The organism is Flavobacterium sp. (assembly GCF_035299005.1).
Taxonomy (GTDB): domain Bacteria; phylum Bacteroidota; class Bacteroidia; order Flavobacteriales; family Flavobacteriaceae; genus Flavobacterium.
In genome coordinates, this window is the sequence record NZ_DATGXL010000009.1 from 32,247 (window position 1) to 47,578 (window position 15,332).

Genomic DNA, 15,332 nt, shown 5'->3' on the forward strand with positions numbered 1-15,332 from the left:
ATTTTACCCCCTAAAAAAATAGGGTATAATTTATTTTTTGATTAAATATTATTATATTTGCATAACTTTTCAAGGGTTTAACTTTTAAAAACACAACTTTATGTCAACATTTCGCTTTCAAGCTTTAAGAAAAGCAACAGACAGAAAACCAGTTCATGTAGAAGAATTGGATAGAAAATCAGTTATTTTTGGTAGTAATGTCTTTGGAGACAAAGCTATGCGACAATTTTTAACCTCTGAAGCTTACAAAGCGGTGAAAGCTGCAGCTGAAGGTGTAAAAATTGATAGAAAAATCGCAGACTATATTGCTTTAGGAATGAAAGAATGGGCTTTATCAAAAGGAGTAACGCATTATACACACTGGTTTCAGCCATTGACAGGAACTACTGCCGAAAAACACGATGCTTTTTTTGAAACATTTCCAGATGGAAGTGATCCTGTTGAAAAATTTGGCGGAAGTCAATTAGTACAACAAGAGCCAGACGCTTCTTCTTTTCCAAACGGAGGAATTAGAAATACATTTGAAGCAAGAGGATATACCGCTTGGGATCCAACATCGCCAGCATTTATTTTTGGAACTACTTTATGTATTCCAACGGTTTTTGTATCATACACAGGAGAAGCTTTAGACAACAAAACGCCATTATTAAGAGCGTTACACGCTATTGATTCAGCTGCTATTGACGTAGCAAAATATTTTGATAAAAATGTAAAAAGAGTAACACCAACTTTAGGTTGGGAACAGGAATATTTCTTAGTGGATACCGCACTAGCAAATTCAAGACCAGACTTATTAGCTACTGGAAGAACGTTGTTAGGACACACGGCTGCTAAAGGGCAACAACTAGACGACCACTATTTTGGTTCGATTCCTACACGAGTTTTAACTTATATGCGTGATTTAGAAAACGAATGTATGTTATTGGGAATTCCAGTTAAAACACGTCATAACGAAGTAGCACCAAATCAATTTGAATTAGCGCCAATCTTTGAAGAAATCAACTTGGCAGTAGACCATAATTCATTATTAATGGATGTAATGCAAAAAGTTGGTGAACGCCATGATTTTAAAGTATTATTCCACGAAAAACCATTCAAAGGAGTTAATGGTTCGGGTAAACACAACAACTGGTCATTAGCTACTGATACAGGAATTAACCTATTAAGTCCTGGAAAAACGCCAATGAGCAACTTACAATTCTTAACATTCTTCATTAACACAATTAAAGCTGTTCATGATCACGAAGAATTATTGAGAGCTTCAATTGCTTCAGCAAGCAACGACCACCGTTTAGGAGCTAACGAAGCGCCACCAGCAATTATTTCGGTTTTCATCGGACAACAATTGACTAAGGTTTTAGCAGAATTAGAAGGTGTTTCTAAAGGAAAATTGTCGCCAGAAGAAAAAACAGATTTAAAATTAAACGTAGTAGGAAAACTACCAGACGTTTTATTAGATAACACAGACAGAAATAGAACGTCACCATTTGCTTTTACAGGAAATAAATTTGAGTTCAGAGCAGTTGGTTCTTCTGCAAACTGTGCGGTTTCTATGACTACTTTAAATACGATTGTAGCAAAACAATTAAAAGATTTCAAAAAAGAAGTTGATACTTTAATTGAGAAAAAAGATTTAAAGAAAGACGAAGCTATTTTCAATGTATTAAGAGAATATATTAAACAAACAAAAGCTATTCTTTTTGAAGGCGACGGTTATAGTGATGCTTGGGAAAAAGAAGCTAAAAAACGTGGTCTAAGCAATCACAAAACAACACCTCAAGCTTTAAAAGCTAAAGTTTCCAAAAAAGCAATTGAATTGTTTGGCGAAATGGGTGTAATGAATCATGTTGAAGTGGAAGCGCGTTACGAAATTGAATTAGAAGAATACGTGAAAAAAATCCAAATTGAAGGAAGAATTTTAGGAGACATTGCTCGTAATCATGTAGTTCCAACAGCTATTCGTTACCAAAATGTGTTGATTGAAAACGTAAAAGGATTAAAAGAAATCTTTGGAAAAGACTTCGAAAAAATCGCCAAAGAGCAAATTTCGTTAATCAAAGAAATTTCAGAACACATCGAAGGCATCAACACGAAAGTGGAAAAAATGACTGAAGAACGTAAAAAAGCAAATGCTTTAAACAGTACAGAAAAAATGGCCGATGCGTATTGCGATAAGGTAAAACCATACTTCGAAGAAATTCGTTACCACGCTGACAAATTAGAATTGTTAGTAGACGACGAACTTTGGACACTAACAAAATACAGAGAATTGTTATTTACGAAGTAATTTTCATTTAAATATTTCATAAAACCTGTTCTATTGAGCAGGTTTTTTTTATTTTAGATAAAAATTTACAACGATGAAAAATATTGTCTTCATTTTTACTTTAATATGTTCAATATCATTTAGCCAAAACAAGTTTACAGTCTATTTTGATACCGATTCTGACCAATTAAAACTAAATGAACTAACTCGTTTTGACGACTTTTTTAGAAATAAAAAGGTTAAATTCACTAAACTTATTGGCTATTGTGATTATCGTGCCTCAAATCGTTATAACGATACTTTGGCGTTCAATAGAGCTAAATTTGTATCTCATATCATTGAGAAAGTTACCAATCAAAAGCAAATTGAAATTGAAGTCAAAGGTGAAAATTTTCAACAAGATGCTAATTTATCTTTAAACCGAAAAGTTGAAATTTATTATGAAGAAATAGAAACAGTAGCGATAAACGACTTAAATAACCAAGTAGCTACGGCAAAAGTAGGCGACAAATTGGTGTTAAAAAAATTATATTTTTACAATCGCTCTGGAATTTTTAGACCTGAATCTAGACCAGTTCTTGAAGAATTATTAGCAGTTATGAAAAATCATCCAAAACTAAAAATAGAGATTCAAGGTCACATTTGTTGTCAAGAAGGAACGGATATAGAAAACACATCAGAAGTTAGAGCGCTTGCCGTTTATAATTATCTAAAAGACAACAATATTGACCCTAAAAGACTTAATTACAAAAGCTTTGGAAGTACAAAACCAATACATAAAATCCCAGAAAAAAACGAAGAAGAAAGAAATGAAAACCGCAGAGTAGAAATTCAAATTATTGAAAATTAACTTTGGCATACTTTTATATATATTAAATTTGTTGTTAATTCGTAAAAAAGTTAAAAATGAAGATTGCCTTTTCACTTCTGTTTTTCTGCTACGGCTTTTGTGTTTTTGCACAAGAAAAATTTACGGTATATTTTGATTCTGATAAATTTGATTTAACTCAAAAAGAAAACAAACGATTGCAAGAGTGGATTACACTAAATCCAAACTCAAAAATACTTACAATGGAAGGCTTTACAGATGAAGTAGGTTCAAATGGATACAACGATACTTTGTCAAAAAAAAGAGTAGATTTTATTTATAATTTAGTTCAAAACAAAGTTGCCATTCGTAACGATTTTAAAAGTAGAAGTTTTGGAGAAACGCAACAAGCTTCAAAAATAAAAGCAGAGAATAGAAAAGTAATTATTTACTATTTATTAGAAAAAGATTTATCCAAAGAAAATGAAATTCTAGGTATCAAAGAGGAAATCACAGAAGAAGTTATTATTCCAGAAAATGCTACACTTGAAGAGAAAGTAAAACTAGCAAGAGTGGGCACAAAAATTGTTTTAAAAAACATTAACTTTTATCAAAATACTTTTGCAACAGTTCCAGAATCACAAGGTGCTATGTATGATTTGTTATATGTAATGCAAAACAACGAAAATCTTAAAATCGAAATTCAAGGTCACATTTGTTGTATTGATAAAGATTATAGAAATTTATCGGCAGATAGAGCCAAACAAATTAAACGTTTTTTGGTATATAATGGCATTCCACAACACCGCATTCAAACCAAAGGTTTTGGTGTTTCGCAACCAATTTACCCTATTCCAGAAGCGAGTGAAGCACAAGCAGCTGCAAACAGAAGAGTAGAAATTGAAATTTTAAGCAAATAAATTTTACATTATGAAAAAATACATCCCTTTTTTAATACTTATAATTGCCTTTTTAAACACAAATTGCGACAAATGTGTTGAAGGTGACCTTGTAGCACCTGCATCTATTTTTGTTGAAATTCTTGACGAAACTTCTTCCGAAAATGTATTTGAAAATGAAACATTTACTGCTACACAAATTACAATAAAAGACTCAGAAGATATAGCAGTTCCATTTAATTTTATTCCGAATACTAATCAAATTCAAATATTTCCTAATACAGAAAATTTAACTGGAAACACATTTATTGTCACTTTAAACAACGAAACCACATCAAATGTTGAGGAAATTACTATTACTCATGATGTAACCGCTGAAGAACAAGAATGCTACACCGTCTATAAAATAGAAAATGTTCAAGTGCCTAATAATACTTCTGAGTTAATTGATGGTATTTATGTTATAAAAATTTAAGAATTTCTAAATTCAAACTTCTAAATTCTAAATTTTAAAACTATCTTTGCGCCACAACTACAACACACAACATTCATGAGTTCTGATACGAGCAAACGCTACAATTTACGAGGAGTTTCGGCTTCTAAAGAAGATGTGCACCAAGCTATCAAAAACATTGACAAAGGCTTATTTCCACAAGCATTTTGTAAAATTATCCCTGATTACTTAACTAATGACGACCAATATTGCATCATTATGCATGCCGATGGCGCAGGAACAAAATCTTCCTTAGCCTATATGTATTGGAAAGAAACAGGCGATATTTCTGTTTGGAAAGGCATTGCTCAAGATGCATTAATCATGAATATTGATGATTTATTATGTGTTGGAGCAACCGATAACATTCTACTTTCATCCACTATTGGAAGAAACAAAAATCTAATTCCAGGTGAAGTAATTTCTGCGATTATCAATGGAACAGAAGAATTAATTTCAGAGTTAAAAAATCACGGTGTTACCATACATTCAACTGGTGGAGAAACCGCTGATGTAGGCGATTTAGTTCGTACCATAATCGTAGATTCAACCGTTACAGCTCGTATGAAACGTTCAAATGTTATTGATAATGCGAATATCCAAGCAGGTGATATCATTGTAGGATTAGCTTCTTTTGGGCAAGCAACCTATGAAAAGGAATATAATGGAGGAATGGGAAGCAATGGCTTAACCTCGGCACGTCATGATGTTTTTTCGAAATATTTGGCTGAAAAATATCCAGAAAGTTTTGATGCTTCGGTCCCAAATGAATTAGTATATTCAGGCCAAACTAAATTAACGGATTCAGTTGAAAATAGTCCAATTGACGCAGGAAAATTAGTGCTTTCTCCAACGAGAACATACGCTCCAGTAATCAAAAAGATTTTATCAAAATACAATTCAAATCAAATTCACGGAATGGTGCATTGCAGTGGTGGCGCACAAACAAAAGTGCTTCACTTTGTTGAAAACGTTCACGTGATTAAAGATAATTTATTTCCAGTGCCACCATTGTTCCAATTAATTCAAGAACAATCCAAAACAGATTGGAAAGAAATGTACCAAGTATTCAATTGTGGTCACCGTATGGAATTATATGTTCCTACTGAAGTAGTACAAGACATTATCGAAATTTCAAAATCATTCAACATCGACGCGCAAATCGTAGGAAGAGTAGAGAAATCAGATAGTAAGAAATTAACAATTACATCCGAATACGGAACATTTGAATATTAATCTGTAGAGACAAGTCATGACTTGTCTTTCTATTTTTAATGAAATTAAAATTTACAACACAACAACAATAAAATGCAACACAACGTATTAATTTTAGATTTCGGTTCGCAATACACCCAGTTAATTGCCCGAAGAGTAAGAGAATTAAACATTTTCTGCGAGATTTTTCCATTCGATAAAATTCCAGCAGATTTATCATCATATAAAGCAGTAATTTTAGGTGGAAGTCCATGTTCAGTGCGTTCAGAAGAAGCACTTCACCCAGATTTATCTCAAATTAGAGGCAAAATGCCATTGTTAGCAGTTTGTTACGGAGCACAATATTTAGCCCATTTTTCAGGTGGAGAAGTAGCAGCTTCTAACACAAGAGAATATGGAAGAGCGAATCTTTCTTACATCAAAGAGAACGAAGTGTTTTTAGAAGGTGTTTCTGAAAATAGCCAAGTTTGGATGAGTCATTCAGATTCAATCAAGAAATTACCGACCAATGGTATCATGATTGCGAGCACAAAAGACGTAGAAAACGCAGCTTATAAAATCGAAGGAGAAACTACTTATGCAATTCAATTTCACCCAGAAGTATATCATTCAACAGATGGAAAACAAATGTTAGAAAACTTCTTAGTAAAAATTGCTCAAGTACCTCAAAATTTCACACCAAACGCTTTCGTAGAGGAAGTAGTTGCCGAAATGAAGGCTAAAATCGGAAACGATAAAGTAGTTTTAGGACTTTCTGGTGGTGTAGACTCAACAGTAGCGGCGGTTTTATTGAATAAAGCAATTGGAGAGAACTTATATTGTATATTCGTAAACAATGGATTATTGCGTAAAAATGAATTCCAAAATGTACTAAATCAGTACAAAGGAATGGGCTTAAATGTAAAAGGAGTTGATGCTTCGGCACGCTTTTTGGATGCATTAGCTGGGTTGGATGATCCAGAAGCAAAACGTAAAGCTATTGGAAAAGCGTTCATTGAAGTTTTCGATGATGAAGCACACCAATTAACCGATGTAAAATGGTTAGGTCAAGGTACAATTTATCCTGATGTTATTGAATCCGTTTCAGCAACGGGCGGACCTTCAGCAACTATTAAATCACATCATAATGTAGGTGGATTGCCTGATTTTATGAAATTGCAAGTGGTAGAACCTTTACGAATGTTATTCAAAGATGAAGTTCGTAGAGTAGGAAGATCATTAGGAATTGACGAAGAATTATTAGGTCGTCATCCATTTCCAGGACCAGGATTAGCGATTCGTATTTTAGGTGATATTACACCAGAAAAAGTTGCTATTTTGCAAGAAGTAGATGCTGTTTTCATCAACGGATTAAAAGAACATGGATTATACGACAAAGTATGGCAAGCAGGTGCTATTTTATTGCCAGTAAATAGCGTGGGTGTAATGGGAGATGAACGCACATATGAAAAAGTAGTAGCATTACGTGCAGTAGAATCAACAGACGGAATGACCGCAGATTGGGTACATTTGCCATATGAGTTTTTAATGAAAATTTCTAATGAAATCATAAACAATGTTAGAGGTGTGAATAGAGTTGTATATGATATCAGCTCAAAACCACCTGCAACCATTGAATGGGAATAGATTAAGTTAATAACTATATAATGGCAATTACAAGTTTCAATTTAGATTTTTAGTACATTTGGGTTGATTTTTGAAATTGCCATTTTTATTTTTTTACAATGAAGAAAGTATTTTTTATTTATAGTTTTTTATTTGCTTTTGTAGTACAAGCTCAAATTAAGCATGTGGTAGCAAAAGGAGAATCTGTATATCAAATCGCAAAAAAATATCAAGTCACACCATATGATATTTACCGATTGAATCCAGATGCTGAAAATGGAATTCAAGAAAACACCACTTTATTGATTCCGAAAGCAAGCTCAAAATCATCAGGTATCACTCATAAAGTTGCAGCAAAAGAGACACTTTTTAGTATTGCAAAAAAATATAATGTTTCAGTTTCAGATATTGAAAATTGGAACAAAGAGACTTTAAAAGAAGGTTTAAAAATAGACCAAGAAATTTATGTTTCAAAACCTTCTACTACAAACAAAACTATTGCTAGCAAAGAGATAAAACCAGTTGATGTTGTCAAAGAAGAAAAAGTAAAGACTACTACTTCAACTTTTTCACACACAGTTATTGCACAAGAAACAAAATATGGAATTGCAGCAAAATATGGAATTTCAGTTGAAGAATTAGAAAAATTAAATCCGCAAATAGTGGAAGGATTGAAAGTAGGCGAAATTTTAAAAATCAAAACTACTCAAGAAAAGAAAATTTCAATTGTAGGAAAAGGACAATACGAAGTACAATCCAAAGAAACATTGTTTAGTTTGTCAAAAAAGCTAAATGTTTCTCAAGAAGATTTATTAAACTTGAATCCAGAATTAAAAGAAGGTTTAAAAGAAGGAATGGTTTTAAATGTGCCTTCCAGAAAGTTCACAAAAGATTCTGTTTTTTCTGCAAAACCAAAAGTTGATTTATTAAAAACGGTAGATAAAACCTCACAAAAAGAATTGGTTTTATTTCTTCCATTTAACATCAATAAAATAGAAAACGATTCGTTAAAAACAAAAACAGAGCATTTAAAAACCAATAAATTTTTAAACTTAACCTTAGATTTTTATGCTGGAGCATTAATGGCGATAGACTCAGCAAAAGTATTAGGATTGCCCGTTAATGTTAAAATTTATGATGTTGAAAGTTCAAAATATTCATCTAATGTAGCTTCCATCATTGCTAAAAACGATTTTTCAAAAGTAGATGCCGTTATTGGTCCTTTTCAAAGTTCGCATGTTGAAAATACAGCACAATTACTTTCAAAATATAATATTCCTGTTATTTCTCCTCTCTCAAAAGAAAAAGGATTAGCTCTACCAAATTTATATTATGCAATTCCTTCAGAAGAAAAATTAAAAGCTAACTTATTTGCTTATTTCAAAGAGAAAAATGGCAATGTAGTAGCAATTATTAGTACCAAAAAAACTGCTTCCAGAGATTATTTAACTTCAAATTTTCCAGAAACTAAATTGGCTACTTTTAATGATAAAGGAGCACTAGATGTCGCTAATCTTAAAACACAGTTAGTAAAAGGAAAACCAAATTTTGTAATTCTAGAAATTGAGAAAGCAGGAACTATTCTTAGTATTACAAATACTTTAAAGAACTTACAAAAAGAATATGAAATCCAATTAGTAGTTTTTGAAGTGTATGATGCGCTAAATTTTGAAGAAATTCCAATTAAAAATTTAACTGCTTTAAAATTGATGTATCCTTCAGCAAACAAAGTAATTACAACGTCAGAAGAATTTCTTTTTGCAAAAGAATTTAAAAAAGACAATAATATTACACCAAACACTGCTGCGATAAAAGGTTTTGATATAACTTTTGATACTATTTTACGCATTTGTCAAGAAGAAGGTTTTGTAGATTCGGTTTCAAAATACAAAACAGAATATGTTGAAAACAGTTTTGATTATTCGAATGAAAATGGCGCAAACAATAATAATGGTTGTTATTTATTATATTATGACAACGATCTAACAATTAAACAAGTACAATAATGGCAACTTCAAAAGTGACTTACTTAGGTGATTTACGCACCTCTTCGATACATTTACAATCGGGTTCTGAAATTATTTCGGATGCACCACTAGATAACAACGGAAAAGGAGAAGCTTTTTCACCAACCGACACTGTTGCTAACGGATTAGCCAGCTGTATGTTCACCGTTATGGGAATCAAAGCACGTGATTTAGAAGTAGATTTTTCAGGTTCTACAGCAGAAGTAACCAAAATCATGGGAACAGATCCAAGAAGAATTACAGAAATTCATGTAACCTTCAATTTTTCTATCAACCCAGATGAAAAAACAAAAACCATCTTAGAAAGAACGGCGATGACTTGCCCAGTTTTCTATAGCTTACATCCGGATATAAAGAAAGAAATTGTTTTTAATTGGAAGTAATAGATAAAAGAAAAAAGAGAGAAGAAGAAAGACTTTTTAAAATGGTCTATATTCTTTTATCTTTTTTCTATCCTCTCAAAAATGACCAACCACGAACTCCTCATCAAACTCGCGCACACCAAAATGCCATTTGGTAAATATGAAGGCTATCATTTAATTGACCTTCCAGAGTATTATGTGGTTTGGTATGCTAATAAAGGTTTCCCAAAAGGGAAATTAGGCGAACAATTAAAATTAGTCCACGAACTCAAGCTAAATGGCTTAGAAGAGCTTGTAAGAAACATCCGCAGAAACTTTCCGAAAAAGTAATTTTTAAAGACATAAAATAGTCTTTATTAACATTCTGTAAATCGGTATAAAATTTCTAATTCCTAATTTCAGAATTCTAATTTTATAACCTATCTTTGCACGTTTTTAAACTACAACAACGCACAAACAACAACACAATGAACCAAACTAAGTATATTTTTGTTACTGGAGGTGTGACTTCTTCTTTAGGAAAAGGAATTATCGCAGCTTCATTAGCCAAATTATTGCAAGCCAGAGGATACAGAACAACCATTCAAAAGTTTGATCCTTACATCAACGTAGACCCAGGAACATTAAATCCTTACGAACACGGAGAATGTTATGTAACAGACGATGGAGCAGAAACGGATTTGGATTTAGGCCACTACGAGCGTTTTCTAAACGTTCCAACTTCACAAGCGAACAACGTAACTACAGGAAGAGTGTATCTTTCGGTTATTGAAAAAGAGCGTAGAGGAGAATTTTTAGGAAAAACGGTTCAAGTGGTGCCTCATATCACAAACGAAATCAAGGAACGCATGCAGTTACTTGGAAAATCAGGTGATTATGATATTGTGATAACAGAAATTGGTGGAACCGTTGGAGATATTGAATCATTACCTTACATCGAATCAGTACGCCAATTGATTTGGGAATTAGGTGAAAATAATGGAATTGTTGTACATTTAACGCTAGTACCTTATTTAGCTGCTGCCGGAGAGTTAAAAACAAAACCAACACAACATTCGGTAAAAACGTTGATGGAAAGTGGAATCAAAGCTGATATTTTAGTTTGTAGAACCGAGCATGAAATTTCGCAAGATTTACGTCAAAAATTAGCGTTATTTTGTAATGTAAAAAAAGAAGCGGTAATTCAATCTATTGATGCGTCAACTATTTATGAAGTTCCAAATTTAATGTTGGAAGAAGGATTAGATAGAGTTGCTTTGAAAAAATTAGATTTACCAGAAAAAAATACGCCAGATTTAAACAACTGGAATGAGTTCTTATTTAGATTGAAGAATCCAAAGCATGAAGTGAATATTGGTTTGGTAGGAAAATATGTAGAATTACAAGATTCTTACAAGTCAATTTTAGAAGCATTTATTCATGCTGGAGCGGCAAATGAGACAAAAGTAAATGTAATTTCAATTCATTCTGAACATTTAGATGCCAATTCGGCAGAAAGTCAGTTGAAAGATTTAGATGGCATACTAGTTGCTCCTGGATTTGGCGGAAGAGGAATTGAAGGTAAAATAGACACTGTTCGTTATGCAAGAGAAAACAACATTCCATTTTTCGGAATATGTTTAGGAATGCAAATGGCGGTTATTGAATATTCACGTAACATTTTAGGTTATGCCGATGCAAATTCAACCGAAATGAATGAAAACACAGTTCATCCAGTAATCAACTTAATGGAAGAACAAAAAAATATTGAAAACAAAGGAGGAACTATGCGTTTAGGCGCATGGAAATGTAGTATCAAAGAAAACACGTTGGCACAAAAAATCTATGGTAAAACTGAGATTATGGAGCGCCACCGTCACCGTTATGAGTTCAATGGTGTGTATTTAAACGAATTAGAAAAAGTAGGATTAGTAGCTTCTGGAATAAATCCAGATACGAAATTGGTAGAAATTGTTGAAATTCCTACACATCCTTTCTTTATCGGCGTGCAATACCATCCTGAATATAAAAGTACAGTAGCTAATCCTCACCCACTTTTTGTGAGTTTTGTGGCAGCCGCTGTGCAACATAAGAATAAATAAACTGTTCAATTAATACTGAACACTGAACACTAATAAGTAGATGGAAGAAAAAAAATTAGACCTAAATTCGATTATCGGATTTGTATTGATTTCGGGGATTTTATTATGGATGTTATATGCTAACACTCCTACCGCTGAAGAATTAAAGGCAAAAGAGAAAAAAGAACAAGTTGAAAAACAAGCAAAAGAAGCACAACAAGCTAAAACAGTAACTCCAACAACAGTTGCTACTCCAACTGATTCTACACAAAATGTTGCTGCACAAGCAAAATTAGGTTCTTTTGGCTATTCTGCAACACTTCCATCAGCTACAGACGCTGTAACTGAAATTAAAAATGAAGTTTTATCTCTTAAAATTTCTAATAAAGGAGGTTATATAGTAGATGCAACCGTTTTAGGATTTGATCAGTTTGAAAAAAACTCTAAAAAAGCAGTACAAATCATTAAAGATAAAAATGCTTCTTTAGACATTACATTAAACACTACAGATAACAGAACGTTACATACTAAAGATTTATATTTTGAACCTAAATTAACAACAGAGGGGAAAAATCAAGTTTTAACTTTACAACTAAAAGCAGGGTCTGATCAGTATTTAGAATATCGTTATGTATTAAAGCCTAACGAATATATGTTAGATTTTGCAATTCGTTCTCAAGGTTTAGAAAAAGTAGTAAATACTTCAAAACCTTTGGATTTAGAATGGCAACTAAAAACATACAGAAACGAAAAAAGTGTAACTTATGAAAATCGTTATACTGAGTTAGTGTATGAATATGAAGATGGAAAAGATGATTATTTGAATGCAGCCAAAGACTCTGAAGGTGAAGCTGCTGATGTTACTTATGTGGCTTTTAAACAACACTTATTTACTTCTATTTTATTAACTGATACAAAGTTTAAGAATGTAAAATTCAAATCAGATAATTTAGTAGATGACGAAGAAAAAGATACTATTTTTACTAAAAATTTTACAGCTCAAATTCCATTGGAATTTAAAAATGGAGCTTTAAACTACAATATGAATTGGTATTATGGGCCATCAAAATATCAAATTCTAAACAAATATGACAAAAATCTAGACGAAATCATGCCATTAGGTTGGGGTATTTTTGGATGGATTAATCGTTATATTTTTATTCCAGTTTTCGGATTTATTTCTGCATTAGGAATTAGTTATGGTATTGCCATTGTTTTATTTACCATTTTAGTTCGTATTGTAATGTCGCCAGTAACATACAAATCATATTTGTCGCAAGCAAAAATGAAAGTATTACGTCCAGAGATTACTGAATTGAACGAAAAATTCAAAGATAATCCAATGAAAAAACAGCAAGAAACAATGAAATTGTATTCAAAAGCTGGTGTAAATCCTATGGCAGGATGTTTACCTGCATTGATGCAAATGCCTATTTTCTACGCATTGTTTCAATTCTTCCCTTCGATGTTTGATTTAAGACAAAAATCATTCCTTTGGGCTGACGACTTATCTTCTTATGACAGCATTTTCCAATTACCATTTCATATTCCTTTTTATGGAAGTCACGTTAGTTTGTTTCCTATATTAGCTTCTATTGCAATTTTCTTCTACATGAAAATGACTACGGGAGACCAAGCAATGACACAACCGCAACAAGAAGGAATGCCGGATATGGGTAAAATCATGAAAGTGATGATTTATGTTTCTCCAATCATGATGTTGTTTTTCTTTAACAACTATGCTTCAGGATTGAGTTTGTATTACTTTATCTCTAACTTAATTACAATTGGGATTATGTTAGTTATTAAAAAATACATTGTGAAAGAAGATAAAATTCACGCTCAAATTCAGGAAAATAAAACGAAAGAGAAAAAGGAAAGTAAATTCCAGAAAAAAATGCGCGAAATGATGGAGCAAGCAGAAGCTCAAAAAGCCGCACAAAAGAAAAAATAATTTTTATCTTTATATAAACCCTGTCTGCACCGACAGGGTTTCTTTTTTTAATATTATGAAAATAACAATAATTGGTTTTGGTAATATGGGGCAAACCTATGCTAATAGTTTTATTAGTTCAGGATTTGTAACTGATGCTGATATTTTTGTTTTAAATAGAAGTGAAATCGAGAAAAAGAAAGCTTATGGCATTAAGAAAGACAATTTTTTCACCAAAGCCTCTCCTATTTTATTTGAAGCTGATATTTTAATTATAGCCGTGAAGCCACAAGATTTTAAATCACTTTCAAATGAAATAAAATCATTTTTAAAGCCTGAACATGTAGTATTGTCAGTTATGGCAGGAATTACAATTCAAACTATGCAAGAAGCACTTGGAGTTGACAAAATTGTACGCTCAATGCCCAATATCCCAACCCAAATAGGAGAAGGAATGACTGTCTTTTGCGCTTCTCAATCAGTTGATAGGAAAGAATTATTTATTATTCAAAACTTAATAAACACAACTGGAAAATCAATTTATATTGAACGTGAGGATATGCTCAATGCAGCTACGGCTGTATCAGGCAGTGGTCCTGCTTATGTATTCTATTTTATGAAATCAATGATAGATGCAGCTATTTCAATAGGTTTTACACCTTCTGAAGCTGAATTTTTAGTAAGTCAAACATTTTCTGGCTCAGTACAATTACAAAACAGAAGTAAATTATCAAATGATGAATGGATTGATAAAGTTGCATCAAAAGGAGGTACAACTGAAGCAGCATTAAAAATATTTAGTACTTTTAACCTCTCAAAAATCACCAATGATGCAATTTTTGCGGCAAATAATCGTTCTGAAGAACTTGGCAAGTTATTTGATAAAATAAACTAAAAAAACACTTATGAAAAAGTATATCATTATATTATTCTTAACCATTTCTGCTTTTGCACAAGACAAAGTAAATCAGTTAGACGAACAAGGAAATCGACATGGATTATGGAAAGGAACACACAAAGAAACAAATCGTCCAAGATATGAAGGTACATTTAATCATGGAAAAGAAACTGGCGTTTTTAAATATTTTGATGATACTAAAGCTGGAACTGTAATAGCTACCCGAGATTTTTCTAAAGGAGATGGATCTTGTTATGCAGTGTTTTATGACCAAAAAGGAAATAAAGTAAGCGAAGGTAAATTAGTCAACAAAACACCAGATGGTGAATGGAAATATTATCATTTTGAATCTAAAACAGTTATGTCTATCGAATTCTATAAAGACGGAAAATTAGAAGGAAATAGAAAAGTATTTTATAAAGATGGTACAATTGCTGAAGATACTAATTATAAAACTGGAGTTAAAGAAGGTACATCAAAAACTTATTCAGAAAAAGGAAAATTAATTGATGAACACATTTATAAAAATGGTCAATATGAAGGATTAGCATCTTATTATGATGGCAATGGAAACAAAATGTATGAAGGAAATTATGTGAATGGAAAACGTGTCGGAAACTGGAAATTTTTTGAAAATAACAAAGTAATTAAAGAAGTAAAAGCTGCAAAATTCAGTAAAGAATTAATCAAATACGAACAACGATACACTGAAAAAGTCTCAAAAACATTTGAGCAAGTAAAAAAAGAACAAGAGAAAGGAAAATAA

At 32.2% G+C, this 15,332-nt stretch carries 13 protein-coding genes; all 13 read left to right on the forward strand.

Annotated elements, in window-relative coordinates:
* Positions 1-100 precede the first annotated feature (100 nt).
* The 13 genes from VK164_RS05030 (at position 101) to VK164_RS05090 (ending at position 15,332) form a co-directional block, all read left to right on the forward strand.
* Positions 101-2,287, forward strand: coding sequence for a glutamine synthetase III (locus VK164_RS05030; RefSeq protein WP_324208313.1), 2,187 nt, complete (start codon positions 101-103; stop codon positions 2,285-2,287).
* Between the two features lie 73 nt (positions 2,288-2,360).
* Positions 2,361-3,116, forward strand: a complete 756-nt coding sequence (locus VK164_RS05035) for an OmpA family protein (protein ID WP_324208314.1) — start codon at positions 2,361-2,363, stop codon at positions 3,114-3,116.
* Between the two features lie 56 nt (positions 3,117-3,172).
* Positions 3,173-3,994: an OmpA family protein gene (locus VK164_RS05040; protein WP_324208315.1), complete on the forward strand. Its 822-nt coding sequence runs from the start codon at positions 3,173-3,175 to the stop codon at positions 3,992-3,994.
* Between the two features lie 10 nt (positions 3,995-4,004).
* Positions 4,005-4,448, forward strand: a complete 444-nt coding sequence (locus tag VK164_RS05045) for a hypothetical protein (RefSeq protein WP_324208316.1) — start codon at positions 4,005-4,007, stop codon at positions 4,446-4,448.
* A 75-nt stretch (positions 4,449-4,523) separates the two neighbouring features.
* Entirely contained in the window at positions 4,524-5,702 is a 1,179-nt protein-coding gene (locus VK164_RS05050) for an AIR synthase related protein (protein ID WP_324208317.1), read from the forward strand.
* 72 nt (positions 5,703-5,774) lie between these two features.
* Complete coding sequence (guaA, locus tag VK164_RS05055) at positions 5,775-7,307, forward strand: glutamine-hydrolyzing GMP synthase (protein ID WP_324208318.1); 1,533 nt, start codon at positions 5,775-5,777, stop codon at positions 7,305-7,307.
* A 98-nt stretch (positions 7,308-7,405) separates the two neighbouring features.
* A complete protein-coding gene (locus VK164_RS05060; RefSeq protein WP_324208319.1) occupies positions 7,406-9,292 on the forward strand; it encodes a LysM peptidoglycan-binding domain-containing protein in 1,887 nt (628 codons plus the stop codon).
* Positions 9,292-9,696: an OsmC family protein gene (locus tag VK164_RS05065; protein ID WP_324208320.1), complete on the forward strand. Its 405-nt coding sequence runs from the start codon at positions 9,292-9,294 to the stop codon at positions 9,694-9,696. Before VK164_RS05060 ends, VK164_RS05065 begins: the two co-directional genes overlap by 1 nt.
* Before the next feature lie 81 nt (positions 9,697-9,777).
* A complete protein-coding gene (locus VK164_RS05070; protein ID WP_324208321.1) occupies positions 9,778-10,005 on the forward strand; it encodes a DUF3820 family protein in 228 nt (75 codons plus the stop codon).
* Between the two features lie 137 nt (positions 10,006-10,142).
* A complete protein-coding gene (locus tag VK164_RS05075; RefSeq protein ID WP_324208322.1) occupies positions 10,143-11,756 on the forward strand; it encodes a CTP synthase in 1,614 nt (537 codons plus the stop codon).
* Positions 11,757-11,796: 40 nt separating this feature from the next.
* The gene (yidC, locus tag VK164_RS05080) at positions 11,797-13,689 is read left to right on the forward strand and encodes a membrane protein insertase YidC (RefSeq protein ID WP_324208323.1); all 1,893 of its coding nucleotides are present in this window, start codon (positions 11,797-11,799) and stop codon (positions 13,687-13,689) included.
* Between the two features lie 55 nt (positions 13,690-13,744).
* The gene (gene proC, locus VK164_RS05085; protein WP_324208324.1) at positions 13,745-14,563 is read left to right on the forward strand and encodes a pyrroline-5-carboxylate reductase; all 819 of its coding nucleotides are present in this window, start codon (positions 13,745-13,747) and stop codon (positions 14,561-14,563) included.
* A 10-nt stretch (positions 14,564-14,573) separates the two neighbouring features.
* Positions 14,574-15,332 carry a hypothetical protein gene (locus VK164_RS05090; protein ID WP_324208325.1) on the forward strand — a complete coding sequence of 253 codons (759 nt, stop codon included), beginning with the start codon at positions 14,574-14,576 and terminating at the stop codon, positions 15,330-15,332.

Excerpts from the sequence above, each read along its gene's own strand:
- VK164_RS05070 (WP_324208321.1), top strand. The coding sequence starts at position 9,778 with ATGACCAACCACGAACTCCTCATCAAACTCGCGCACACCAAAATGCCA.
- VK164_RS05035 (WP_324208314.1), top strand. The coding sequence starts at position 2,361 with ATGAAAAATATTGTCTTCATTTTTACTTTAATATGTTCAATATCATTT.
- VK164_RS05060 (WP_324208319.1), top strand. The coding sequence starts at position 7,406 with ATGAAGAAAGTATTTTTTATTTATAGTTTTTTATTTGCTTTTGTAGTA.
- guaA (WP_324208318.1), top strand. The coding sequence starts at position 5,775 with ATGCAACACAACGTATTAATTTTAGATTTCGGTTCGCAATACACCCAG.
- VK164_RS05050 (WP_324208317.1), top strand. The coding sequence starts at position 4,524 with ATGAGTTCTGATACGAGCAAACGCTACAATTTACGAGGAGTTTCGGCT.
- VK164_RS05065 (WP_324208320.1), top strand. The coding sequence starts at position 9,292 with ATGGCAACTTCAAAAGTGACTTACTTAGGTGATTTACGCACCTCTTCG.
- VK164_RS05045 (WP_324208316.1), top strand. The coding sequence starts at position 4,005 with ATGAAAAAATACATCCCTTTTTTAATACTTATAATTGCCTTTTTAAAC.
- VK164_RS05040 (WP_324208315.1), top strand. The coding sequence starts at position 3,173 with ATGAAGATTGCCTTTTCACTTCTGTTTTTCTGCTACGGCTTTTGTGTT.
- VK164_RS05090 (WP_324208325.1), top strand. The coding sequence starts at position 14,574 with ATGAAAAAGTATATCATTATATTATTCTTAACCATTTCTGCTTTTGCA.
- proC (WP_324208324.1), top strand. The coding sequence starts at position 13,745 with ATGAAAATAACAATAATTGGTTTTGGTAATATGGGGCAAACCTATGCT.
- VK164_RS05030 (WP_324208313.1), top strand. The coding sequence starts at position 101 with ATGTCAACATTTCGCTTTCAAGCTTTAAGAAAAGCAACAGACAGAAAA.
- yidC (WP_324208323.1), top strand. The coding sequence starts at position 11,797 with ATGGAAGAAAAAAAATTAGACCTAAATTCGATTATCGGATTTGTATTG.
- VK164_RS05075 (WP_324208322.1), top strand. The coding sequence starts at position 10,143 with ATGAACCAAACTAAGTATATTTTTGTTACTGGAGGTGTGACTTCTTCT.